Raw genomic sequence first — 26,691 nt, forward strand, 5'->3', positions numbered from 1 at the left:
GCATATGAAAAAAAGAATGATCGTCATCGCTTTGTTGATCGCGGGTTGCGGCAACAGTAACCGGCAACAGCTGCAAAGGTTGATGCAGGATAGAAATACCGGCCTGGTGACCGAAAAAAATATAGGCGGCACTGTAGTCACCTGTACTTATCTGCCCCGTTGCTGGGACCACCCGCGTACGCCGGCGGTTGCTGAAGAGGACAGTGAGCTGTCGTTTAAGGTCCATATTCGCGCCGATAAACCGGATATGAGGGAGAAGAGCGCGCAACAGGCAGCCAACTACGGACTGGAGGAAGTCTTTCAGCTGGTGACTGATGGAGATACCCTGTCGCCAGTGATCGCGCAACGTATCGCCAACGGTAACATGGGCGGTGTGGAATACCTGGTTACCTGGCAGCGGCCGGCGTTGGAAGAGAAGCGGACTGCCTCCCTGATTTTTAAAGACCAGGTGTTTACTACCACGAGATTGGTCTTCCCCCTGAAAATAAATTCATTGTTACAATCAGACTCTCTAAGCTGCAGGCTATGATGATAAAAAATATTAAAATAAAAAGAGCGCTGGCGTTGTTTTTCCTTTCACTGATAGTGATGGAAACCGCACTGCCGCTGAGGACGCTGGCATTAACATCCGGACCGGTACAGCCGGAGCATACCCAGTTTTCTCCCTATGGCGCCAACGATATGGTAGACCTGTTTACCGGTGGCTTTAAATACAATATCCCGCTGCTGGATGTGGACGGGTATCCTATTAACCTCAACTACGCCTCCGGCGCCGGTATGGACGATGAAGCCAGCTGGGTGGGCCTTGGCTGGAACCTCAACGTGGGCGCTATTAACCGGCAGCTGCGCGGTTTACCGGATGATATGGGAGGAGACCAGATCCTGACAGAACACTATACCAAACCGAAGATCTCCTACGGCGGCAGAGGTACCGTCAGGATGGAGGTGTTTGGCGGTAACATCATTAAACTGGGAGGCTCCGTTTCCGTAGGGGTTTTCAGTGACAACTACCTGGGCATGGGAGCGGAGTTTGGCGCCAATGCGGGACTGGGGCTGCAGTTGATGAACGCAGGAATGCTGAGTGGCGGCCTGAATATGAACGTAGGTGTAAACTCCAACACTAACAGCGGCGTATCTACTGAAACAGGCTTGTCTCTGGACGCCAATTTTCTGAAAGGCTATCGCGCTAATATCTCTGTTGGATATTCTGCCAGTTTGAGTTACAACACCCGTGAAGGTATTAAGGAACTGACGCTGGGGACTTCCTTTACGGTTGGTAAGAATGATTTCGGGCCGAAACGCATATACAGTTATAATACGCCTCCCTTCAATCCTAAAGTGAATATTGGATATAAATCTACCAATGGTTCTTTCTCCCTGGATTTTGGTCCTAACGGCTGGGGTATCTTCAGTGGCTTCGGTCTTACCGGGTATAAAACCAAATCGGAAGTCCTGGATACTGTCAAAAAGACGAAAGCCTACGGTTTTCTGTATGCTGACAAAGGCACGAATGTACAGGAGGCAGTGATGGATTTTCAGCGTGAGAAAGAAAACCCGGTGATCCCTAACCTGCCTAATCTGCCGTTGCCTATTGCTACGCCTGATGTGTTTTCTTATACGAACCAGGCCGGCAGCGGTCAGTTCAGGCTGAACAGGGGCAATGCCGGTGTGATGTTTGATAACTACGCCACCGACGTTGCCAGCAATAACTCTTTATCCATGGAATACGGCGCAGGTGCTTATTTTCACGGCGGTATCGCATTCTATGATCAACAGATCACCAATACTACCAGCAAATGGAAAAGAGATAACGCTTTCCTGCCGGTATCTGATTATAAGCTCACCGGCACCGATTCCACCGAAGAACAGGCGTATTTCAAGGTGCTGGGCGAACAAACGGCTGAAGATGCGGGGTTTACTGCCAAAATAAAAGGCAGCGAAGTAGTATCCGTTCCATTGCGCAACAGGACGGCCCTGGGACAACTAAAAGATAAACAGGGCAATGCAACGCCTGTCAGCGGAGAACTGAAAAAAAACGGTCGTCAGATGCGCAATACCGTTGTGAGCTACATGACGGCGGGAGAACTGAGCCGGACAAAGAACCGGGCTTCCTTACAATCTTTCCCTTTGTTAACACCTTCATCAGGTATACCGGCTTGCGGACCAGCTAACCCTACGAATATGTCCAGGGTGATCGGTTACCGCAAGCCCCATCATATCGGCGAAATCACGGTGACAGAGCCGGATGGTAAACGGGCAGTATATGGTGTGCCGGTATACAATATAAAACAGGATGAATATACGTTTGCCGTAAACCCGCAAAACAAACCGGATACCGGGATAAGCCTTATCCCGGTGGAAATGGACGGAGAAAATGGGTTTAAGCACAACTATGGCCGGGATTATTTCTACCAGCGTGACAGTCAGCCGGCTTATGCTGCCTCTTACCTGCTCACTCAGCTGTTGAGTCCTGATTATGTGGACCTGAATAACGATGGTATTACCCCCGACGATCCGGGTACGGCCATCAAGTTCAACTATTCCAGGTTGCCGGACACTTACAAGTGGAGAACGCCAGTAGAAGCAGGTAAGGCGCAATACAGCCGCGGACAACAGGCTGACGGCGCCGATGATAAGGGCAACGTGGTGTACGGAGAAAAAGAGATATGGTACCTGCAATCCATCGAAACTAAAACCAAGGTCGTTTATTTTATTACCGAAAACAGGGACGACGCCAGGGGCGTTACTAATCTTTATGGTACAAGGAATGATGCTAACGCCCAGCAGCGGAGGCTCTCCGAGATCCGTTTGTATTCCAAGAGCGATCCGATAACACCGATTAAAACGGTAGTGCTACGGTATAACTATAATTTATGTCCACAGGCGCCCAATAACGTCAATGGCGGTGGAAAGCTCACGCTGGATTCATTGTATTTCACCTACAATAATTCCACCCGCGGGAAACACCATCCGTATGTTTTCGAATATCACAATGTTTCCGGTTATAAAAATATGTCCTCCGACCGTTGGGGCAATTTCAAAGCGAAGCATGATAATGCGTCTTTTGGTTTTGGAAATTTGTTCAATGATGAATTTCCGTATGCAGTGCAGAACCCCGTGATCGCTAACAGAAATGCGAACGGGTGGAACCTGAAGAAGGTTAAACTGCCTACCGGAGGAGAGATAGAAGTGGACTATGAGGCGGGGGATTATGCCTATGTGCAGGACCGGCCGGCGATGGTCATGAACGGGATAAAAAACCTGATCACAGACAGCACCGGCACAAACACCAGCGATCTGGCGTTGGCTCATGGCTTCAGGGTAAATGCGCCCGGGCCGTTACGCGGCGATAATGACGCCAGCATCCTGCGGAATTTTGTTGCCGATTATATGGGTGGCCGCAATGACTTTTATGCGCGGTTGTATATCAATGTCACAGATCATCCGGCTACAAATGGAAAGGAAGACTTCGACTTTGTTTCGTGTTATGCGGAGGTGACGAAAATCAGGGACAACCGCGACGGTACCTACAATATACTTTTTAAAGACAGGACCGAAGGGCGTGTGACGGTTAACCCCTTTATCATGGCCGCCTGGCAGAAGATGAAGCTGGAATATCCGATGTACGCTTATCCGGGATATAAAAACCGTATATCCCAGGACGTGGGTATCGAAGAAGCGTTGTCCGCCTTGGTGAGCGCTGTCGGTAACCTGGCGGAGCTGCGTCAGAACTTCTATGAACGGGCCATGCGGAAACGATTTGCCTCCAAAGTAGATCTCAGCAAGAGTTTTGTCCGGATGGCCAAAGGCGATGGTATTAAGCTCGGCGGCGCTGCCCGTGTAAAAAGGGTGAGTATTAAAGATAACTGGTCTCTCCTGACAGGGACCGCTGCTCCTTCCGCCACCTATGGACAGCAGTATGAATACCGTATCACAGAAAACGGTAAGACCATCAGCAGTGGTGTGGCGGCTTATGAGCCCTACACCGGCGCTGATGAGAATCCCATGCGTATGCCTGTGCCTTATAGCCAGGAGTCGAGGGGAGCGCTCACCAACTATTTCTACTTGGAAGAACCCTTTGGAGAGTCGTTGTTTCCTTCGCCGCAGGTGGGCTACCGCAATGTGGTGGTGCGCCAGCTGGATGCGAGCGGAGAGGCTGATCCCAAAGCCCTCACCGGATGGACGCAGCATGAGTTTTATACGGCAAAAGATTTCCCGGTAATCGTAGAATCAGATGCCAAACCGGATGCCAGACGTCATGGTCCTTCCGGATGGGCGTCGTTTACCGGTGGTTCCCAGGTATATGAGCTGGCGATGTCACAGGGGTATGTGGTGTGGTTGAATGATATGCATGGTAAACCGAAGGCGGAAAGGATTTTTAATCAGGCGGGCGCCGAAATATCTTCCAATGTGCTTTACTATAAAACATCTCCGCTGGATGGCGGTAAGCTGCGGCTCAACAGTACCGTGGCTACGATCAACGAAAACGGCGTGATCAACCAGGAGGAGATGCTGGGCCGTGAGATAGAAATGATGACCGATATGCGGGAGCAGGAGAGTATCGACCAGGGTACTTCTATTCACCTCGGATTGGATATCATTCCATTTATCTGGTTCCCGTTGCCCATACCGCACTGGCCGCGCAAGGAAAACGATAACTATAAATTGTTCCGTTCTGCGTCTACTTTAAAAACGATCCAGCAAACTGCGATCGTGGACCATGTAGTCAAGACTGTGAATGGCTCTTCGGTGACATCTGCCAACCTCGTGTTTGACCGGAATACCGGCGCGCCGGTGGTGACCAGTACCACTAACGAATTTGGTGATCCGGTGTACGGTGTTAATATGCCCGCCTATTGGGTGTATAACAAGATGGGTGGGGCTTACCGCAACATTCAAACATTGTTGTTCATGGGCACAGATGCTAACGGTGTGATCACTTCCAATAAGGCATATTTTACTGCCGGCGATGAACTGTTTGCGCAGGTGAGCGGCCAGCGGTTGTGGGTAATTCATTCGCCTGTGCAGAATGGTTCAGATAAGCAGTTCCGGTTGATCAATGATGCCGGGCAGGTAGTGAAGAATTACAGTGGCAAAGTACGGATACTGCGTTCGGGTTACCGTAACCAGACGGCAGCTACCACCACTACTTTGTTATGTCTGAAAAATCCTGTGGCAGGCAATAAACTGGGCGTACTGACCAGCGCTTCCAATGCGGCGAATGTATACCAGGTGCTCGATGCTAAAACCGTATTGTTTGAAGAAGAATGGAATGCGCCTGTTTGTTGTCCGGGAGGATATGTTCCCAGCCCGGATGGAACGGCCTGTATCAAACTGTTGGATGAAAACCCGAATGATACGCTGAAGCTGGAATGTATGGCGCCTTCGGTCAACAACGGATCTAAAGGAGGCTCTTTTAAGATGGCTAACGGGCAGTGGTTGTCTCCGGGTCCCAGCTATTTCTGGGGTGGGAAATGTGACGGTGGTGGGGTTGGACTGATGAAATCTGCTACCGCGCAGTCTATTATTGCCCCGCTTGCCGCGAGTGGCGATTACAGGGCAACTGTCTGTGGACGTCTGAATGAAACCAGTGTTTGGCTGAAAGGGGCGGAGTACGCCTTACATGATACCTGGCTGGGATTTGAGACTTGCGTGACCGTTCCTGTATCCAAAACATATGCGATCGGTTATGGTGTGGACAACCTGATGCGGCTTTATATAGATGGTGTGCTGACGATCGACAGGGGCGCCAACCCTGTCGCAGGTGACTATGAATATTGGCATGTGGTACCTGTAACATTGTCCGCGGGTTCTCATGCATTGAAAGTCGTTTTTAATAATACGAATAACGGAAATTCGGACTATGGCGATGCGCATTTGGGTGTGGAACTATATAACGCTACCCCCGATGAGTTGTACGGTATGGACCGCTATCTTGCTGAAACAAAAATATTGTTTAATACCAAACAGCTGACACAGGGAAAACCGTATAATTCTTTTATCAGCAACCCCGACGGAAGTATCCGGGAGATGCGTTATTCCTGTAACGGCGCATACCTGACGCTGGATTGCTCCAAACAATATCCTTTTTCCTGTGATGTGGTTACTGCCATCAATCCCTACCTGTTTGGCATTTTGGGCAATTGGCGGCCTTCAGAAGAAAAGGCGTACCTGGTGAACCGGGAAGACCAGCAAATATTTGCCAACCAGGGAGGCGGTTTAAATCTCCGTACGAGCGGCTATTATAAAGATTTTGTGCCTTACTGGTTTTATGGTGCGGGCAGCCCGTGGAGTGCCTGGACGCAGCTGACTTCCCGGTGGACCAGTAGCCGTTATGTGACCGCGTACGATAAATACGGGCAGGAGCTGGAGAATAAAGACGCCCTGTTGCGCTACAGTAGTGTGTTATACGGCTATGACGGTGCAGTACCGCTGGCGGTGGCCAGCAACGCCCGCAAACGCGAGATTTTCTATGAGGGCTTTGAAGACCATCATTTCTACTATCTCTGTTATGCCGGCATCGGCTGTAATAAGGATAGCTTCAGCCTGCGGAATACCGGCGCTACTATCGTCAGCAACGAGTCGCATACCGGGCTGTTTTCCATGCAGCTGGACAAGCCTTTGACCCTGACCGCGAGCGTGCACCAGGTAGAAAAGAAACCGGGCTACGGCAGTTACACAGCCCTGGATGGCCTCGGTCAATATGTGCGCAAGTCAGGCCCGGGATTGTATGAAGATGGTTTCCAGCCGGTGCCCGGCGGTAAGTATATACTCTCCGTATGGGTGAAAGACAGGGCAGCCCCTGCCAGCAATCCTAATATAACCGTTACAGTTAATAGCCAGACAAGCGTTCCCCTGACGAAAACGGCGGTTGTGGAAGGCTGGAAACTGATGGAGGGGACGATCGACGTAGGGTCCGCAGCGACGCAACTGCAACTCAATATCTCAGGCGCTACTAACCTACTGATAGACGACATCCGCATCTTCCCGGACAACGGCAACATCAAAACTTTCGCTTATGATAACAAAGCGCTGAAGCTGGTTGCCGAAATGGATGAAAACAATTACGCCACTTTTTATGAATACGATGAAGAGGGAACGCTGGTGCGGGTGAAGAAGGAAACAGAAAGAGGCATTATGACACTGAAAGAAACCAGATCAGCTTTCAGAAAAGCGAATTAATAAAAAGGAAATTATCAGGATATGAAAAAGATCTTGTTGTTGGTTAAAACTTTTCTCCCGTTGACGCTCATGGCGGGTGTAGTCATAGCGGTGGCTTCTTCACCGGTATTTGAACAGGCGCCGAAAGCGCCGGCGGATAATACGGCCGCGTGGACGGAGTATCATTTTTCGCGGGAAGAAAAAGCGGTGATGACTTCTGTGTTTAACCTGTACGCACATATAGACACATGCCGTACGTTGTTCATGAGCGGCAGCATCCGTGCTACGGACCCGGCAGACAGCACCGCCGACATGCACCAGGCTTTCCGCTTTTACCGTAATGGTGAGGAGTTGTATTACCAGTTGGGAGATGTGGAAATGGTATCGCTGAAAGACCGGTTTATTACGATCAGTCACCAGGCGGAAAAGATCATTGTATCTCCGCCGAAGAAGCTGGTAGCACCTTTTCAGCTTCCTGTAGACACGCTGATGAAAATCTGGGAAAGTGAAAACTACCGCCTGACCGGCAGTCTCCGCGGACAGGACTCCGTGGTGAGCCTGCGTTGCGCCAATCATGCTTCCTGCAAGGAGTACCGGTTTGTATTCGATCCATCTGCTATAGCGCTCCGGGAGCTCTATATGCGGATGACCAACCTGGACGATCCGCTCAACGAAGAGATGGACCGGGAGATGCGTATTACACTGGATACCTGGAAAGAGGGTCATGTTCCCGACGGATTGTTGCAGGCAGATACTTACCTGAGCGGTAATAAGTCTTCCCCGCAACCAGCAGGTAACTACCGTCATTATGAATTGATCAATAAGTTTTAATTGTTAATCCGAAGATATGTCCCTATACCGCAATATGAAAACATGGGTTTCCTGCCTGATAACAGCGTTGCTGCTGTTATGGGCAGGTGCTGCCCATGCAGCCATTGAGCCTTATCAGCAGCAGCTTTCAGGGAAACTGAAAAAAGGAGATACGCTGCTGGTAAAGGATGAGAAGTTTGAAAATCCTGCCTATGACTGGCAAACGATCCGGAACTATGGAGTGCTGGACCGTATTACCTTCACCGTTAACCCCGATACACTGGTAACGTTCAGTAAGAACTTCTCCTGTAAGATCGATCTTAAAATAGAATACTGGAGCAGTCCGGGACAGGATAACCCGATTACCCTGCCTCATATACCGCTGACCATCCGTTATGATACAGCGGCAGGCGCAGTGTACCAATTATCTGACCAATATGATTTTAAGAACGCGTACAAAATAAAGATCACCGTTAATGATATCAGCAGCGCTGAGCTGGGAGAACTTCCCCCGGTATTTTTGCTAAAAGCGCAGGTGGTTGTTAACCGGGATTACCTGCCACAGAAAGAACATACGTTGGAGCCGGTGGTGTCCATGGTCCCTGCGGGTACAGCATCCCGGACTACCACCACAGCCTTTGCGGCAGCCAATGCCAACGCCGGCGCCGGCCAGGTGCAGATCAGTTGGGATGCCAACGGCGCCCAGAAGTTTGACCTGGAATGGACATTTGTGGATGAAGAGTCCACCATTGGCCGTTCGCTGGAGCAAAATCCCAATCAGCCGGAGGCTACGCTGGCAATCATTTTTCGTAATAACTCCAGCCGGGTGACGGTGATGGAAAACAGTTACCGTATCCCGGTCACCCAGCAGTATAAATTCCTGCTGGTGCGTATCCGTACCGTCGATGAAAGCGATCAGTTCAGGACCGAAGGCCCATGGGTGTACACCTGTAAGCTGGATGGCGTGCAGCAGCCTGGTGTTATTGCGCTGGATGCCGCCTGGCACCGGCCGGCACTTAATTGGCAGTACAGTGTCAGCTTCGCAGAAGATGGCAAGCGTAAGGAAGTGATGAGTTATCTCGATGGTACGCTGCGTAACCGCCAGACGGTGACGCTGAACAACAGCGACCAGGTAGCGGTAGCGGCGGAATCCGTGCTGGACCAGTTCGGCCGGCCGGTGGCCAGTATCCTGCCCGCCCCGCTGGCAGCCAATAAGATCGATTATTACCCGCTGCTCAACAAAAACACGAGCGGTGGCGCTTATACCGCCGCTAATATTTTCAAGGGGCTGACCGGCAACTGTATAGGGAAGCCGGACCCGCTGAATACATCCAGTGGCGCTGCTTATTATTATTCTCCTGCCAATCAGACGCTGGGCGGTGATTTCAGAAAATACATTCCTGACGCGGAAGGGTATCCGCTGGCCATCACTTCCTATACGCCGGACAATACCGGCCGTATCAGTCAACAGGGAGGCGTAGGCCCTGCGCTGCAACCAGATCCTATTCCCGCCAACAGTCACGCTACCCGTTACTATTACGGTAAACCGGAGCAGTGGGAGCTGGACCGTCTGTTTGGCAACGATGCCGGCTACGCAAATCACTATCTGAAAAATATGGTGGTAGACCCGAACGGGGAAGTCTCTATCAGTTATCAGAATGCTGCCGGTAAAACGGTGGCCACTGCGCTTACCGGTACCAATCCGAATACCAGCCTGCTGCCGCTGGCATCCCGTCCGGCAGCGGTGCGGTCTACCGTTACGTTGCTGCAGCCCGGCCGTTTTGTATTTGACCCGCAGCTGCTGAAGCTCACAGCGTCTACAACGTACCTCGCTTCTGTACCGAATGTTACAGACAACCTGAAGTTCAGTATGCCGAGCCTTATCAAACGGTATCAGCAGAACGGCGTCAGCATCTGCAGCAACTGTTATTATGAACTGAAGGTAGTGGTGGCGGACGACTGTAATAATAAGCTGGTAGAGATGACCAACATGAAGACCGGCAAAGAATTGTCTGATTGCAGCGCTACTGCGGATTATACCAACACTATCGCCGTGCCTGTCAACAAGGTGGGTGAGTATTATATTACGTTTGAGCTGGCGCTGAACCCTAAAGTGATAGCGGCGTATACGGAGGATTTCATCGCCCGTAATACAAACCTGAAAACACATTTTCAGTTTGTGATGGAGGCGCTGGCGAAAGAGGACTTTAGTGGTTGTTTCGCGGAGTGTACTACCTGTAAAACCGCCCTCGGCCAGAAGACAGACTTTGTGAACGCGCTGCGCGACCGGCTGCAACGTAACGGCGTGGATGTAACGACTAATGCGGCGGTTGTTAACACCTGGGCGCAGGGATTGTATGATGCATTATATGCCAACTGCCAGACGTTACGGGCCAACTGTATGACTTCTCCGTGCGACAGGCTGGAGCGGGCGCTGAAAGCAGATGTGACGCCTGGAGGGCAGTTTGCGTTATTTGCAGAAGATGGTACGCCGAAGGACTCAGCGGTCAATGTTGTGTTTAACTACTGGCGGACTGTTTTTCCGGTGCAGGCGCAAGGTTCGGCTGATTATGAAAGAGAGAAAATTGAGCTGGAAGATGGTAGCTACATTAGTCCGCATGATGCCGGCTTTGGTTGGACATCGGTAAAGCGCTATTGGAAGCCGGAATGGGCCGCGAAGTTTATCATTTACCATCCGGAATACTGTGCGTTGACCTATTGCCGGAATAACAGCTCCTATATCGGATGGGATCAACGTCTACGCGAGATACATACCAGTGCTGCAGATATACCGGTGGTAGCGCCCGGAAAGCAGTATAGTTATACGAATGGCGACTGGCTGGTAGATGCGGACCCTTTTTTCAAGGGGCCGGGAAGTTCGAAGGTGGACGCGTTTAGGGCGGACCTGAATAATTACTCCAGGAATATATTGGGGGTAACTGACAACCGTTTGAACAATAAACATCTTAGCGCCTATGTAGATTACCAGTTGTATTGTGCCGACTCTCTGGGTGCCACTAATGTCAATGGTACCGGTTACGGGGATCACCGTTGGAATAACTGTACGCCTGCCGCCTCCTGCCGCGTGCCAGACAGAGAATGGCAGCAATACGTGGAATATTATCTTCAGGTAAAAGAAAAATACTCCCAGCAGTTCAGGAATGAAGGGCCATGTAAAGGACAGTGTGTAGTAGGCGGATATCCGGGAGTATCCAAGGGTAGCACGGCCAGCGTGGCGGATCTTTGTGCACAGTTTGATGTCGGCATGTTCAGTTACTATGAGTTTACGCCACCGGATGATATTCATCCGTTATGCTACCTGGAGAAAGTAAGTGGACCACCGATTCCCAAGGGTATTACGCTTATCGTGAATCTGTTTGATCCGGGTGGAACGCCGACATTAGTAGATACAGAGCTTTTTACTTATAATTCTCCTACCAGGAAGATCGTCATTTTACCATCGAATCCTTACAGGACCCTGGAGTTAAGTTGTACCGGGTATGTTGTAGATCCTGATTCCGCATGTCCTGCCACTTTTAAAGGGAAAATTTCCCATGTAAACAATCTGGCGTTTAAGGCCGCTGCATCTGTGAATCTCGATTCCAGTCTGAATGCAGGGAAGGATTCCATCCGGGTCCATCTGAGCAGATCTTGTGCTGCTAACGTACAAAGCTTGTTAACTGCGCTTTCAACACGGTTTACTGATATGCGTGCGGACAGTCAGGCATTGTTTCGCGCCCGTTTGGAAGAAGTATGCCGCAATGGAGGCGATAGTGTGCATGTAAACGGTTCCAGCTCTGTCAGGCCGGGAAGGGTGAATGCTGACGGAGATGCTACTTTTGAACAGGTAATGCGCCGTTATCTGGGAAGCTTTAGTCTTGACGCCAATCCATGGATGCAGGATGCTTTGTATCCCTATGAAACGCCGGTCCAGAGTGTGGCAAGAGCAATCAGTAACACCAATGAGGGTATCTGTGCCCGCCTGAATGCTTACATTGCCGAAAAGAACAGTACGCAGCCGGCTGCTACCCTGTATAACTTCCTGGTAGGAAAATTCGGCGTGAATATGACGTTAACGGAGCCTGAGCTCAACGCGTTAGTGAAGGGCTGTACCAACTGCCGCCACCTGCTGGACAGGGAAATGAAACTGCCCGTGTTCCTTGATGGCAACGCCGGCGGTTGGATCAGTGCCGCTACTTTTAATGCAGCGCACGCCGCTTTTAATACAACATTCGGAGGGGCGCCCAATACATCGCATGTGAATTATGAGGATGTATATCGCAATTTCATGAACCAGCGGTTTGGTTTCACCCTTAGTTATTTAGAGTACCAGACCTACCGGCAGAAGCTGGAAAGTGCTCCCCAGGAGATATTATGTAATAACCCGGTATATGATGTGGTGCCTGTAGATCCCTACCAGTGTATGCTGGAGCTGACAGATGGCGCAGTGATCGGCGCTTCCCGGTTATATGGAACGTATGTGGATTCCGTACGGCGGGCGTTCCGCAACGAATATGTGCTGTTGTGTGGTGGTGTTCAGCCAAAGGTTACGCTGGAAACATCGCAGCAGCATTATCATTACACGCTGTATTATTATGATCAGGCAGGTTCGCTGGTACGTACGGTCCCGCCGGAAGGAGTGGATATCATTACCGATCAACAGGTGCTGGACAGGATCGACCAGGCGCGTCGCGTGGATTACAGCAGCTGTTCCTATAACGGTCCGGTAGCCAATACAAATCCGCAGGCGGCACTGGACATGCTCTCAGCTTCCGTTACCAATACGGCCAACCGGTCTGTAGAATTCTGGTTGCATAGTGATAATGGCAGCGCCTCGCAGGTGATCACACCAGCGGGCAGCAACAAGATCTATTTCTATCTTTGTCAGAGCGATAAATACCTGAATGTATCTATCTACAACCTGGCTTATCCTTCGCAGACGAACGTCGATATCCTGTCATCCAAACATGTGACGGTAGATCTGAGTACGATACTGCCGTTAGGACAATTTACGCATGTGGTGGTACAGGGCGCCAATTTATCCGATCCCTCTGCGGCGCTGAATATTTTCGTCAACGGCCGTGCTTTTGCACCGTTGGCCGATCCATTGCCGACGGCTTGCGAATGGACCATTGGCATTGGATCGAATGGTAACGCCACTTTCACCACGGACCTCACTCATCTGAAGCAGTTGCGTGTGTATACACGTCAATTGTCAGGCACGGAGATCACCGCGAATGCGCAGGAGGTGTGTATGGGTATGGCACCGGCATACAGCACTGCGCTGCTGCGGGACACCATGATCTGGGCCAGGCTCAATACGCCGCAGCCGGGATCGCCGACTACGGTGCCTGGTCAGGGTACTACGGAAGGGCAGATACTCGCTGTTTATCCCCGTCACCGGTTGACCACTGATTATGCGTATAACTCCCTTGGCCAGGTAGTGCAGCAGCGTTCTCCCGATGCGGGAATGAGTTACTTCTGGTATGATTATAAAGGCCGGTTGGTAGCTTCCCGTAATGCTGTTCAGGTGGAGAAACCTAACCAGTATAGTTATACAGTTTATGACTTTTTAGGGCGTATCACTGAAGTAGGGGAAAGGCTGAACGCCCGTAATCTCGGTGTGCCTGATTTTATTTCGCAGTCGATATTGAATGATTTTGACCTATCTGGTACCAAATCGCAGATCACCAATACCTACTATGATATGCCGCTGCTGTCAGCCACTTATGGACAAGCTAATCTGCGCAAGCGGGTATCCGCCAGCCTGTACCGGGACACGCCGCAGTCGGCCGCAGTCGGCAGCTATTACAGCTATGATGCCATCGGTAACGTGAAGACTTTGTGGCAGCAACTGTATAGCCTGTACGAAATGAAGCAGACCGACTACAACTACGACCTCGTCAGCGGCAAGGTGAATGCAGTACGGTATCAGTTTGGTAAGCCGGACCAGTTTTTCTACAACTATGAATATGATGCAGAAAACAGGCTAATCGGCGCCTATAGCAATGTGACCCACGCCGGCGATGGCTGGAAGATATTCTCCTCCAATGGCGCCAATCGCAACGCCAACTACCGGTATTACCTGCACGGTCCATTGGCCCGTACAGAAATCGGTAAAGAGGTACAGGGTATCGACTATGCCTACACGCTGCAGGGCTGGTTGAAAGGCATCAATGGTACGGGGCTTACCCCGGCGCAGGATATTGGGCAGGACGGCGCCACCGGTGGCCGCAGTACTTTCGCTCCGGATGTAATGGGTTATTCACTTGATTACTTTACCGGCGACTATAAGCCAATTGACAACTCCGTCAACGCGCTGGCGATGAAGTATGCCCCTTCCGCCAGTGATATCACCGGCCATAATTTGTTCAACGGTAACATCAGTCGCACTACGCTGGCACTCAGTAAGTTGAATAACGGTGTCCCCGTCGGCTACAGCTACCGCTACGATCAGCTCAACCGCCTGGTGCGCATGCGGCAGCACCAGGCGCCGGCAGGTACTACCACCTGGGGCTTCGCCCAATCAGTGGAAGATTTCAAAGAGGACATCAGCTACGATGGTAACGGCAATATCCTGTCGTACCTGCGTAACGGTACCCGCGATACCAGTGTCTCTATGGACAACCTCACCTATTATTATCCCCTTAACAGTGATGGAAAGCTGGTATCCAACCAGTTGCGCCATGTTAAAGATGCTGTAGCCGATCCTGTCTACAAATCGGATATAGATAATATGAGCGATGATAATTATCTTTATGATAACATCGGCAACCTGGTAAAAGACCGGGCGGCAGGTATCAGGGTTAGCTGGAACCTATACGGTAAAATCAGCAGCATCCTGTTCGATGACAACAGCTCTTTGGTATATAAATATGATGCCAGCGGTAACCGTACGTACAAATCATTCCAGAAAAATGGCGCCATCACCCGTACCTGGTATAGCCGCGATGCGCAAGGCAACGCGCTCGCCGTCTACAGCGACAACGGCGGCAGCCAGATCTACTGGAAAGAACAGCAGTTGTACGGCAGTTCCCGCCTCGGTATGTGGATGCCGGAAATGGTAGTCAGCGGCGGTACTATTGGTAACGCCATCACGCTCTGGGGACAGACGAACCTGATGCGGTATGAGCTGTCCAACCACCTGGGCAATGTGATGGCTACTATCTCCGATACGAAAACAGGTAGCGCCGCCACGGTGTATTCAGCGGTGGACTATGCGCCGTTCGGGATGCAGATGGTGGGAAGGAAGTGGAGTTTGAGCGGTGGGTATAGGTATGGGTTTAATGGGAAGGAGAATGATAATGAAGTGAAGGGAGAAGGGAATCAGCAGGATTATGGGATGAGGATTTATGATCCGAGGGTTGGGAAGTTCCTGAGTGTAGATCCGTTGTCTCCGAAATACCCGATGTTAACACCTTATCAATTTGCAAGTAATAGACCAATAGATGGAGTAGATATAGATGGAAAGGAATGGGGGCAAGAAACAATAATAGGATATGACTTTGACGCTGGACTCACCCTGATGACAAGTAATATATTAAGAATAAAAATTGTGAATGATTCAAAACTCATTACCTCTCCCGATATAATAAAAGCCAAAGCAGAATTGTTCGCTAAGTCAATAGAAGATAAATTTACCAATTTTCATCCACCTATGTTGATGCCGTCTGAATTAACAAAAACAGCTGTAGTGTTGGATTTTACACCGCCTGACCCTAATGATGGGAATATAGCATATTTATATTTCGATGATCGAAAAACAACTGTGAAGCAAAAAACCATTGGGAATACAATTTTTACAACTACATCTGTTGATGCCGGGGTAACCAGAGGTGAGATTAATGGATTTGAAATGCGTATTGGAATAACAATTGATGGAAAACCTGTTCCAGATAAAGATCTGATTCTAACCTTTCAGCATGAAGTAGGTCACTCTGGTGGCTTGAGTCATCCTTGGTCACTAAGTAAAGAGGAAGCACAGTATATGCCCGAGTTAGATCAGAATGGGGTTTCACCAAGTAGGGAGTTAATTAAGACAAATCTAATGAATTCAGGAGAAAACCCTAATGGGAATTTGCGTGATAATAACGGTACTGTCCTGACAAATGATCAGTTGAATACTATTAATCGCAATGTTAATAAGAAATCGCTTTGGTCAGCGGAGGAACTGAAAAAAATTCCTGCTAATAATACAAATAGTAAATCTCAGTAGTAAATATGTTTTGATATGAGAAATGTTGGAAATTATCCCTTGTCAGGATTCTGTATTTTTTCTCTTTTTAGTGCTATCGTCGTAATGTATAGTTGCAAAGCTCAAAAAGATTCATCTCTATTTCTATATTCCAAACGTGATTCGGTTTTAATTGAACACGCTGTTATTGATAGCTCCGATATTAAAATAGTTAGGAAAGACAAAGACTCTGTTATCTTGTCCTTTTGGGGTAATTATAATGATACAGTTGTTATAACTATGAATAATATTGAAATAGGTAGAATACCTTTATTTACAAAAGATAATCCGATAAGTAATATAGATTATTCGGGTAAAGAGTTTGGCTTAATATGTAAACGAAAAAAAAATGTAATAGCGCTTAAGCTTTTAAAGGCCAATAGAATAGCAACTTTTATCTTGGATAAAAACTATCCTTTATGTAATATTAAATATAATGGAAGTATGTGGCGTATCACCTATCAAAGACATTTTAACCGAGTTGATGTGTTCTCAGTAATTAAATAATTACAAAGTGGAAAAAGAGGCAAGTAAGTATTGGAATATGACATGAACAGGAAAAATGGTAAAAAATATTTAGAATGATTTTTTGCAATAAATAGGTGTAAAGTTCGATGAGAAATCCGGTTCGATGATGGCAGCTCTTTGGAATACAAATAAGACATTAGCGGCAACCGTACCCTATAATGTCTTCCCGAAAACGACGTTGGCAGCCAGGTATAGCCGCGATGCACAAGGCCCCCGGCAACCTGCGGCGACAACGGTGGTAGCCAGAACTGTCCAACCTCCTGGAGAACGTGATGGCGACTATTTCTGGTGATAAAATCGGTATAGATGCGACAGTGTTCTCAGCGGTGGACTATGCGCCGTTCGGGATGCAGATGGCGGGAAGGAAGTGGAGTTTGAGCGGGGGGGGTATCCACAGGAAAACTTAAAGGGGAGGAAGCTAAAGATTTTGTTAAGCGACAAACTCATATTAAAAATATAGATTAATGTATGGAAAGAAAATATCCTATCTATGTTCCAGAAGAACATGTAAATGAAGATGAAATGGAACATTGGGAGGTGATTGATTGGTGTGTAAATAATCTTTCAGATTCGACAACAAACGCTATGTTTTTAATTTTGGATGATGTATATATGCTTACCTATAATAGTCAAGTTCTGAATATTATCAATGAAGAAAATAATGGAATGCTTGAGTCAGCAGAAGATGATTGGATTTTTTCTCAGGAGGTAAAGAATAATGTCCTTGGAAGATTGTTAGAGTTAAGAGTATACGTAAGTGGGAGAGAAAAAGAGATTGTAGAAGGTATAGTGAAACTTTTAGAGTTAGCTATTCGGACAAAGAAGAATGTTTACTTTATTTTTTAGAGGTGAAATACCCTGTCAGGGCTATGGATGGAGAAGGTTGGCTTTAAAGTAGGCGATGCCATTGAAGTTACTGTGGAAGTAGGAAAGTTAATCGTAAAAAAGGCAAGCAGTAAATCCTCAAATCAGGTTTGAAAAGATCGCCGGTAATATCCTGACTTATACCACCAATGAACCAAATTATGTACACCATCTTAAAGAAAGCAAAGACGTAGTGGTGGAAATTTTAACAGCCTTCCCTACAATGCAACAAAAATAAATACGGGGCTTCGCCATCGGCTGTTCCCCGTATTACCATTATGACAAGTATCTCTTAAATCTCAGAATGTTTATTGTGGATACAATATCTGCGTTGCACGCACGTCCCAGGAGGTGAATCCATTCCAGGGCAGCACGGTAGAATTCATCACGGAGTTAGGGTCGGAAGTGGGGGTTCCGGGAATCAGGCTGCCGAAAGTCTGGTTGGTGTGATGGAACCCTATAGTGTGACCGAATTCGTGGGTGATGGCGAACAGCTGCTGGGTGGCAGACATGGAGTTGTATTTAGAATTAATCTCAACGGTTACGCCAGGTCTGCTGTCTGATCCCGGCAGATAGGCTCGTGCGATCCAGTTGGAGTTTTCATAACCCATAAAAATGCGGGTGTTGGCGCTGGCTGCGGAGGTTACGATAGACATCCCCAGACGGGTACCGTTTACGGCGTTCCAGTTGGCGATAGCGCCTCTGATGGCTGTTTGCCATACCGCGGGAATACCAGGCTCAAGGTAGAACTTGATGTTGTTGTTGTAAGCATTGCTTACAATGTAAGTGCCGCGCCGTTGTTCTGTGCTGGGCTTTGCTTTAGCATCGGCAACACGCTGTTGGAGATCAGCAATGGTCATGATAATGTCGTCTTCGATAATAACGCGGTCTTTTTCAAAGACAATGTGCTCGCGGTCAAATCCCTGGTTGGCCAGGTAGTTCGTCATTTCTTCTACAGTGGAGGGGGCGGGCGTTGGGTCGTTCAGTGCTTGGTCTTTCTTGGAACAGGAGGAGAAGAGGAGGGTTAAGGTGGCAATACAGACGATTGCGCTCATGTAGAAACCATTAGAGTGTTTCATGCTAGACAGGTTTTTAGGTTAAGTAATAAAGAATGAATAATTCACTAAAACTAACGCCTGGCACGGAAATACAATGGCAGTTTGAATTTTAGGCAGTAAATAGAAAATCCCAGTCTATATGGACCGGGATTTTTTTAATCATGAGTTTATGGATTTTCCTGTATTACTACTGCATTGATATACGAGAAATCGCCATTGGTGGAGACTGACGGAGAGTGTACGGACAACTTGATATTGCCGGATGCGTCTGGTATCACATTAGTGACTACTTCTTCGCGGGTGGTGTTGTCCGCTGCATCCTGCAACAGTTCCGGACCTCCGTTGACGCGCCATACGCCATACCTGGCGCCGCCGGCGCTGCTACTGCGGGAAGCATACAGTTTGATGGTATATGTCTTGCCCGGATTCAATCCTTTGATGAGCAGGTTGTCCATGCCGGTAGTGTACTTCAGGGCATAGTTGAACCAGAATGCTTTGAGCACGATATCTGGTACCACGCCGCTGTTGTTGTTAGTGGTGCTGCCGTCAGTATCGGAAGCCTGTGCCCCGGAGAAAGACGACCAGTAAGCTTTGGCATCGCTGACGTTGTCGATGGTCCAGTTGGTGACAGGATCTGTCATGGTTACCCGCTGACTGATGGTAGGATTATATACGTTGAACCAACCCGGTATCGGGGTGACAGGGTTCTTGCTGAAATGTACCCTCAGCGTTTTTTTGCCGTTGTTATTGGGGTATACTTTCACGGTGGCCTGGGTACTCAGTGTTTCGCCAGTAGTGGTGGTGCCGGATACCTGGTAGATAAAGGTGCCGTTGGTCAGCCCGGCGATGCTGGCGGTAGCGCTGCTGCTGTTGCTGATGGTGGTGGTGTTCGGTCCTGAAACCTGGCTCCACTGATAACTGCTCATCACAGCGCCATTAACAGGCACTGCGGTCAGCTGCATCGTGCTCAGTGCGGTGGTAGTATCGCGCAGGGTCAGCTGCGGGAGCACGGGCAAGGTACCCATAACACCGATATCGACCAGGCTTACATGCGCGAAAGTGCTTCCACTGCCTACACGCAGCACCAGGTCCACAGAGTCCATGCCGGTGATGCCATTGAATGTAACGGCCCTGTTGTAGTCCGGGGTGCCGCTGAGATTATAGCGGGTATCCACTGACTGTGCCGTAGCCCATGTCTCTTCGCCCAGCCTCGCCTGTAGCGTGCGCGGTGTGGCGTTGTCGTCGAGACGGGCGCCCCACAGTTTAATGTAATAAGTATTCGTCTTAACGAGCCCTTTCACACGCAGGGTGATACCATCCGGATTGATGGATGAATGCAGGAACATGTTATCATACAGCGCCTGGTAAGGATAGTCCCCTGCCGGCACGCTGAAGCCGTTGTAGTTGATGGATTTGGTGGCGGAAGAACCAAAGGTGCCTTGTGGTAATCCCAATAACTGAACACTCATCCTGGTGGCGGCGTTGGTGGTGGTCTTCAGCTGGGTGATAACGGCTTTGTCGGCAAAGCCGGTCACGCCGCCCATGCCATACCAGTTGTTCCAGTATTTGCCCCAGTTATCCGGCGCAGGGGTAGGCTTTCCGTCGGGGGTAGACCCGTTGAGGGTACTAATGCCATCGCCGCCAAGATCAACGAGCAGCCGGTAATTGTAATCGTCTACGCCGGGCACAGAGGGATTAGTCTTTTCGTCCAGCGTAGCGATATTGGAGTAAGGGGAAGAGGTACCATCTTTCAGTTCTGCCTTTACCCGGAAATATTGTTTGGCATTGTTAAACCGGGGAAATGAACGTTTGACCACGTTGGCCTCCTGTTCAGTGGCAAACTGTGACCAGTTATTTTTGTCCAGCGAAGAATCGATGACATACCGCTTCACGCCTCTGACGGCCTGAAAATAATCGAGCCACCTGTCAAAAAGATTGTTGGCGATGAACTGGTTGCCGGCGCTGGTGAGGTGTATGCCGTCACCATTGTTGTAAACAGGCAGGATTGCACCTGCGGTGGTTGGATCAACAAGGTCTTTGAAGCCTTCCACATAGCGCTGTGGCCATAGAGATCTGATGCTGTCGGCCAGCTGGCGCAGCATACCCTGTTGTGCAACGGTATAGTTGGTGCGGGGTTGTGTGGTCTCAAAGAAAACAACGGCGCCTTTCGCCTGCGCCAGGGAATCGACCTTCTTCAGGTTGGCGATACTCTCGTTAACGGCTATACCGGCAGATGGATCGTTGGAGGGCAACGATACAAAAATGAAATCGGGGTTCAGGCTGATGGCTGTTTCTATATTATGTCCCAGGGTGCCGCCGTTTTGAACAGGCAGTATATCCTTGCTGCTATAGCCGGCAACCGCCAGGTTGTCCCAGGTGGCGTTATAGGTGTTGGCAACAAGCCAGGCGTTTATTTTGTCGCCGAGGCGGTCCGGGTAGTTGAGGCCATACCCCGCCAGCGTAGAAGAGCCGATACCCACCACTCTCGGGCTGAGGTATAACGTTTTGGCGTTGGTACCCCACCGTAGTATGAAAGCTTTACTGCCGCTTTCCAGGATGCCGGCTTTGGGCAGCACCGTTCCGGGAGGCGATGGTGTTCCTACATTGATATCGCTGCCGTCGAGGGAGAGGTCCACGCCTCCCAGCGCTTCGATGTATATCTTATCGTTCGCTTGCAGCGCAGGATAGAAGACGATCTTGCCGCTTTGATCGTTTATGCCGACGCCGTTGGTATTGTTCCTGTATTGCAGCAGACCATTTCTAAGCACTTTGATGAAATAGTTGGCCAGCGCAGGATGTTGATAAACACTGTCACCCGCGGCAGGATACCCGGGCTCTCCCACCCGGAACTGGATGGTTTGCCCCAGCTTTCTGAAAAGTGTTTTGCCGTCACCGGTGTTAAAGAGATAACCGTTAACATCTTTGGTTTTGTTTCTCAGTACCAGTTCTGCATTGAGAATTTTAATAGAGTCTTTTTCTATGCTGATAGGCGCCTGGGCGCGGGTAAACATTCCTGTTAACAGGAAAAGAACGGATAAAATAATTTTTTTCATGGTAAAGGATTTTAATGTGCATTCACATGAACGATCGTACTGAGCGCTTCTATATAAACGGTTTCCTGTGATACGAGCGCGGGGCGGAAGGTGATGCTGCCTGCCACCGTGTCAACAATCAGGGGGTGCTGAAGTAAACCGTTGCGCCATACTTTGATATTTTTCTGCTGAAAGTCGGGATGGGCGTACGTGCTGTCGCCTGCGGCCGGAAAGCCTGCATACCCGACGGTGAACTGAATAGCCTTGCCGGCTTTTCTGAAGGTGGTGGCGCCGTTGGACTGGTTGAACAGGAAGCCCTGCACTTGCCTGCTTTTGTTGCGGATAACCATTTCGCCACCGGTTACTTTTAATGAATCTCTTACAGCGCTGATGGCTGACTGGGCCTCCGCACGTGCGGATGACAATGCGGCACAAAGGAATAGCCCGGAAAAATAACGTAACATAATGCTTGCTTTAAATGAAAAATAAAGGGGCTGTTGGTAAATAGTATAGGTGTTTTGCTAAAGCTGCATGTGTTGAACTATATCTGTAGCAATCGCAATTATATTGCTGGTATTTGGGTAACGAATCGTATAGGGACTACAGATAGGGTAACATTCTCAATACATTACCCGAATATACGTTTTTTTGTTGAAAGCTATTATAAGATCTTTAAAAGAAGGAGGGATGCAGGAAAAATTGAAGTGAAGTATTTGCCTTTAAGATAATGTAAATTTAAACCGGAACAGACAAGGACATAGAGGCTGTAATGTTTATGCCAGGTAGCACACACAGTGTTGAATTCGATTTTATGCAAGACCTGCATACCCGTATAAATACCACCATCACAGGAATCTCTAACAGCAACGGATTCCGTCGGGCGGGGGATTTTATATTAGTGTTCGGAAGTGTGGAAAGTATCGGCCATGATGATATGATATGCCTGAGAGTAGATACAAGTTGTATCATCATGGCGTATAGGAATGATGCGCTTATTTGCATGGATATTTGCGCTGTTGCCGCTTATAGCACCTAAAAATTATACCCCATCCTCACCTTAATCGGGTCTGTCCTCGGCACATGCTGGCTGTATAAAAAGTCAAACAGCACCATCATGTTCCCTTTTAACTTACTGTTGATCTTATACTTTTTACTAAGACCGATAAGACCGCTGGGTGTCCAGGCCTGACCGATGCCTTCATTCGCTCCGGGGTAGTCGGGCTGGAAGTTCTGTTCGTAGCCGCCGTTGAGATAGAAAGTGCCTTTCAGTTTCCAGTCGATAAAGGAGCGGATACTGGCGCCCTGACCGCTGAAGTGGATATCGTTGAAACCGGTACCGAGGCCGAGCTTATAAGACGCGCCGATGCCTGCGCTGCCGTTTTTGTGGAACTTATAGGCTACCTGGCCGGCGAGGTCGCTGGTGGTGGGGAAGAATTTGGTGCTGCGCTGGAACTGTATGTTGCTGCCGAATTCCAGCCTTTGCAGGAAACTTTTTGTCTTCAGCTCTTTGGGTTTGAAGTTGGGCATATCGGCGGCGTTGTCCAGGTCGGGGAATTTGCTTTTCAGCTCGTTAATACGGCTGCGGGCTTCGGCCATCTGCTGACCGACAGCGGTGCCGGCATTGGGGCCGCCGCCCAGCCGTTGCTGGATCAGCTGTTCCACTTGCGAGCGGGTTTGCAGTCCTGCGAGGTCCTGGGGGGAGGCGCTGCCGCCCTGCAGGTTGAAGAGGCTGGCCAGTTGCGAGTGTTTCTGCATGAAATCATTAAAAGCGGGTACTTTTTTAATGATCTCCATGGCTTTCTGTTCTGCTTTCTTTTTATCCTTGAAGACTTCTTTATATTCTTTCAGCTGCTGTGCGTAGTAATAGGCTTCCTTGTTCATTTTCTGCAGGTCTTTGGTGAAGCCGGTGTATTGGGCCAGCTGTTCTTTCAGCTGTTGTTTACGCTCGCGTATAAACGATTTGATGGCTTCGGCCTGCTGCAGCTTGTCCTTGAGGGCGTCCATGGATTTGCTGGCGTTGCTCAGCTTGTCGGTGAGACCCTTGCTTTGTTTGAGCAGGTCGTTGGAACCTTTCAGGAAGGCGAGTGAGTTTTGAAGGCTGTCCAGGTAAGGGCCGCCGGGCTGGGAGAGAACGGACGGTACTTTTACTTTCCCCAGTTTGCCTTTGAGGCGTGCCTGTAGGTTGCCCAGCGAGTCGATGCTGCGGGTGAATATGTTTTTGGCCGCCAGGCTGTCTATTTTAGACAGCTTTTTCTGCATGGCCTGTTCTTCTTTCAGGAAGCGTTTGAGGGCTTTGTCGGTGCGCGTGGTCACCTGTTTATTGAGCTTGTCGGCTTTGCTTTTGGCGGTAGAAATAAATTTCTCGGGTACCTGTTGCACTTTGGCGGCCACACTGTCTTTTTTAGCCAGGATATCCTGCGCCAGTACGGGCTGCGCGGCGCAACAACCAAACAGGAATATGATAGCGTGAAATAGTTTCATATTATAGGTACGGGTTACAAAAATAGTCGGACTGCTATAGGACAGCAAGATAGCGATTATCCTTCAGATGCAGCAAAAAAATCCCCGGCCGTTGAGACCGGGGAGGTGATAATTATACTTATAAACCCTTTTACAAGTCTTAGGCGCTGCAGGTAACGCAACCTTCTTCCATGGTGCAGACAGCTCCCTCAGGGATGTCGTCGATGGAAACGTCGCCGCCTTTGGCGATAACGGGCTGGATCTGCTGGCCGCCCTGTTTTTCAACGGTGAACTGTACCGCCTGGGTAGCTGCCTGTGTACGCAGGTAGTACATACCGGTTTTGAGGCCTTTTTTCCATGCGTAGAAGTGCATGGAGGTCAGCTTCGCGGCCGTAGGGGTGTCCACGAACAGGTTGAGGGATTGTGACTGGCAGATGAACGCGCCGCGGTCGGCCGCCATGTCAATCAGGCTGCGCTGTTTGATTTCCCACACTGTTTTGTACAGTTCTTTGATGTTAGCCGGGATCTCGTTGATATTCTGGATGGAGCCGTTGGCAGAGATGATTTTTGTTTTCATGTCATTATCCCACAGGCCCAGTTCCACGAGGTCTTTCAGCAGGTGTTTGTTCACCACCACAAACTCACCGCTCAGTACGCGGCGGGTGTAGATGTTGGAGGTGTACGGCTCAAAGCACTCGTTGTTGCCCAGGATCTGGGAAGTAGAGGCTGTCGGCATCGGCGCCAGCAGGAGGGAGTTGCGGATACCATCTTTGATGATGGATTTTTTCAGCGAATCCCAGTCCCAGCGGGAAGACGGTGTTACGTCCCACATATCGAACTGCAGTATGCCTTTGGAGGCAGGAGAGCCGGGGAATGTTTCGTAGTGGCCGTCTTTCCTGGCGAGGTCGTTGGAAGCGGTAAGACCGGCGAAGTAGATGGTTTCAAATATTTCGCTGTTCAGTTTACGGGCTTCATCGCTTTCGAAAGGATAACGCATCAGGATAAACGCATCGGCGAGGCCCTGCACGCCCAGGCCGATCGGGCGGTGACGCAGGTTGCTGCGTTCTGCCTCTTCTACCGGGTAGTAGTTGTAGTCGATGATTTTGTTCAGGTTCAGCGTAGCCTGGTAGGTTACTTCAAACAGTTTCTGATGGTCAAACTGTCCTTCGTTCACGAAGCGGGGCAGCGCCAGGGAGGCGAGGTTACATACGGCCACTTCGTTGGCGTCGGTATATTCGATGATCTCGGTGCAGAGGTTGGAGCTCTTGATGGTGCCCAGGTTCTGCTGGTTGGACTTGCGGTTGGCAGAGTCTTTATACAGCAGGTACGGTGTACCGGTTTCTATCTGGGCGTCCAGGATGGCGAACCACAGGTCCTGTGCTTTCACGGTCCTGCGGGCGCGGTTTTCCTTTTCGTATTTTTCGTACAGGGCTTCAAATTCTTCGCCCCAGCATTCGTGCAGTCCGGGTGCTTCGTGCGGACAGAAGAGCGACCAGGTACCGTTGGATTCCACGCGTTTCATGAACAGGTCGGGCATCCAGAGGGCGTAGAAGAGGTCGCGGGCGCGCATTTCTTCTTTACCGTGGTTTTTACGCAGGTCCAGGAATTCGAAGATATCGGCATGCCATGGCTCCAGGTAGATAGCGAAAGCGCCTTTGCGTTTACCGCCGCCCTGGTCCACATAACGGGCAGTGTCGTTGAATACACGCAGCATCGGGATGATACCGTTGGAGGTACCGTTAGTGCCGCTGATATAAGAACCGGTAGCCCGGATGTTGTGAATGCTAAGGCCGATACCGCCGGCGCTCTGAGAGATCTTGGCGGTCTGTTTCAGGGTGTCGTAGATACCTTCAATGCTGTCGTCCTGCATGGTGAGCAGGAAGCAGGAAGACATCTGCGGTTTCGGGGTGCCGGCGTTGAAGAGGGTAGGCGTGGCGTGTGTGAACCAGCGCTCGCTCATCAGGTTGTATGTTTTGATCGCAGACTCGATATCTTCTTTGTGGATACCTACAGACACGCGCATGAACATGTGCTGCGGGCGTTCCACCACTTTACCGTCTGTTTTCAGCAGGTAAGAGCGCTCCAGGGTTTTGAAACCGAAGTAGTCGAAGGCGAAGTCGCGGTCATAAATAATGTTGGAGTCCAGGATGTCTGCATTTTTCTCAATGATCTCCCAAACCTCGTCAGACAGCAGGGCTGCATTCTTGCCGGTTTTAGGGTCAATGTAGTTGTACAGTTTGCACATCGTTTTGGAGAACGATTTTTCTGTATTCTTATGCAGGTTGCTTACAGCTATGCGGGAGGCCAGCAAGGCGTAATCAGGGTGTTTGGTGGTGAGGGACGCCGCCGTTTCAGCCGCCAGGTTGTCCAGCTCTGAAGTGGTTACGCCATCGTATAAACCCTGGATCACTTTCTTGGCCACGTCTATTGCGTCTACATATTCCGTATTAAAACCGTAGCACAGTTTTTCGATACGGGCGGTGATCTTGTCGAACTTCACCGCTTCTTTTCGTCCATCTCTCTTGATTACGAACATGGGTTTGTG

Annotated in this window: 13 protein-coding genes; 8 read left to right on the forward strand and 5 right to left on the reverse strand. The window is 49.6% G+C overall.

Features of this window, described 5'->3' with window-relative positions:
* The first annotated feature begins 4 nt into the window (after positions 1-4).
* From B5D63_RS26910 to B5D63_RS35835, 8 genes are all read left to right on the forward strand, one after another.
* Positions 5-529 (forward strand): hypothetical protein, encoded by a 525-nt coding sequence (locus B5D63_RS26910; RefSeq protein WP_078671966.1) that lies wholly within the window; start codon positions 5-7, stop codon positions 527-529.
* Positions 526-7,182: a hypothetical protein gene (locus B5D63_RS26915; RefSeq protein WP_078671967.1), complete on the forward strand. Its 6,657-nt coding sequence runs from the start codon at positions 526-528 to the stop codon at positions 7,180-7,182. The genes B5D63_RS26910 and B5D63_RS26915 overlap by 4 nt, the downstream gene beginning before the upstream one ends.
* Before the next feature lie 21 nt (positions 7,183-7,203).
* Complete coding sequence (locus B5D63_RS26920) at positions 7,204-7,992, forward strand: hypothetical protein (RefSeq protein ID WP_078671968.1); 789 nt, start codon at positions 7,204-7,206, stop codon at positions 7,990-7,992.
* Positions 7,993-8,026: 34 nt separating this feature from the next.
* A complete protein-coding gene (locus tag B5D63_RS26925) occupies positions 8,027-16,186 on the forward strand; it encodes an RHS repeat domain-containing protein (protein WP_159456183.1) in 8,160 nt (2,719 codons plus the stop codon).
* 15 nt (positions 16,187-16,201) lie between these two features.
* Entirely contained in the window at positions 16,202-16,711 is a 510-nt protein-coding gene (locus tag B5D63_RS26930) for a hypothetical protein (protein ID WP_078671970.1), read from the forward strand.
* Between the two features lie 124 nt (positions 16,712-16,835).
* The gene (locus B5D63_RS35160) at positions 16,836-17,024 is read left to right on the forward strand and encodes a hypothetical protein (protein WP_159456184.1); all 189 of its coding nucleotides are present in this window, start codon (positions 16,836-16,838) and stop codon (positions 17,022-17,024) included.
* Positions 17,025-17,200: 176 nt separating this feature from the next.
* Positions 17,201-17,578, forward strand: a complete 378-nt coding sequence (locus B5D63_RS26935; protein ID WP_078671971.1) for a hypothetical protein — start codon at positions 17,201-17,203, stop codon at positions 17,576-17,578.
* 12 nt (positions 17,579-17,590) lie between these two features.
* The gene (locus B5D63_RS35835) at positions 17,591-17,710 is read left to right on the forward strand and encodes a SymE family type I addiction module toxin (RefSeq protein WP_394333857.1); all 120 of its coding nucleotides are present in this window, start codon (positions 17,591-17,593) and stop codon (positions 17,708-17,710) included.
* 194 nt (positions 17,711-17,904) lie between these two features.
* On the opposite strand, the gene B5D63_RS26945 is transcribed toward B5D63_RS35835, so the two are convergent.
* The 5 genes from B5D63_RS26945 to B5D63_RS26970 form a co-directional block, all read right to left on the reverse strand.
* On the reverse strand, positions 17,905-18,675 hold the full coding sequence (locus B5D63_RS26945; protein WP_078671973.1) for a M57 family metalloprotease: 771 nt from the start codon (positions 18,673-18,675) through the stop codon (positions 17,905-17,907).
* Between the two features lie 146 nt (positions 18,676-18,821).
* Positions 18,822-21,707 (reverse strand): SGNH/GDSL hydrolase family protein, encoded by a 2,886-nt coding sequence (locus B5D63_RS26950; protein WP_078671974.1) that lies wholly within the window; start codon positions 21,705-21,707, stop codon positions 18,822-18,824.
* Positions 21,708-21,718: 11 nt separating this feature from the next.
* Positions 21,719-22,150: a hypothetical protein gene (locus B5D63_RS26955; protein ID WP_143313121.1), complete on the reverse strand. Its 432-nt coding sequence runs from the start codon at positions 22,148-22,150 to the stop codon at positions 21,719-21,721.
* Between the two features lie 568 nt (positions 22,151-22,718).
* Complete coding sequence (locus B5D63_RS26965; protein WP_143313122.1) at positions 22,719-24,167, reverse strand: hypothetical protein; 1,449 nt, start codon at positions 24,165-24,167, stop codon at positions 22,719-22,721.
* A 139-nt stretch (positions 24,168-24,306) separates the two neighbouring features.
* Positions 24,307-26,682, reverse strand: coding sequence for a ribonucleoside-diphosphate reductase subunit alpha (locus tag B5D63_RS26970; protein ID WP_078671977.1), 2,376 nt, complete (start codon positions 26,680-26,682; stop codon positions 24,307-24,309).
* Positions 26,683-26,691: the final 9 nt, after the last annotated feature.

The organism is Chitinophaga eiseniae, assembly GCF_900167135.1.
In the GTDB taxonomy this organism is placed as follows: Bacteria; Bacteroidota; Bacteroidia; order Chitinophagales; family Chitinophagaceae; genus Chitinophaga; species Chitinophaga eiseniae.

Coding starts and splice junctions, on each gene's coding strand:
- B5D63_RS26910 (WP_078671966.1), top strand. CDS start 5: ATGAAAAAAAGAATGATCGTCATCGCTTTGTTGATCGCGGGTTGCGGC.
- B5D63_RS26915 (WP_078671967.1), top strand. CDS start 526: ATGATGATAAAAAATATTAAAATAAAAAGAGCGCTGGCGTTGTTTTTC.
- B5D63_RS26920 (WP_078671968.1), top strand. CDS start 7,204: ATGAAAAAGATCTTGTTGTTGGTTAAAACTTTTCTCCCGTTGACGCTC.
- B5D63_RS26925 (WP_159456183.1), top strand. CDS start 8,027: ATGAAAACATGGGTTTCCTGCCTGATAACAGCGTTGCTGCTGTTATGG.
- B5D63_RS26930 (WP_078671970.1), top strand. CDS start 16,202: ATGAGAAATGTTGGAAATTATCCCTTGTCAGGATTCTGTATTTTTTCT.
- B5D63_RS35160 (WP_159456184.1), top strand. CDS start 16,836: ATGATGGCAGCTCTTTGGAATACAAATAAGACATTAGCGGCAACCGTA.
- B5D63_RS26935 (WP_078671971.1), top strand. CDS start 17,201: ATGGAAAGAAAATATCCTATCTATGTTCCAGAAGAACATGTAAATGAA.
- B5D63_RS26945 (WP_078671973.1), bottom strand. CDS start 18,675: ATGAAACACTCTAATGGTTTCTACATGAGCGCAATCGTCTGTATTGCC.
- B5D63_RS26950 (WP_078671974.1), bottom strand. CDS start 21,707: ATGAAAAAAATTATTTTATCCGTTCTTTTCCTGTTAACAGGAATGTTT.
- B5D63_RS26955 (WP_143313121.1), bottom strand. CDS start 22,150: ATGTTACGTTATTTTTCCGGGCTATTCCTTTGTGCCGCATTGTCATCC.
- B5D63_RS26965 (WP_143313122.1), bottom strand. CDS start 24,167: ATGAAACTATTTCACGCTATCATATTCCTGTTTGGTTGTTGCGCCGCG.
- B5D63_RS26970 (WP_078671977.1), bottom strand. CDS start 26,682: ATGTTCGTAATCAAGAGAGATGGACGAAAAGAAGCGGTGAAGTTCGAC.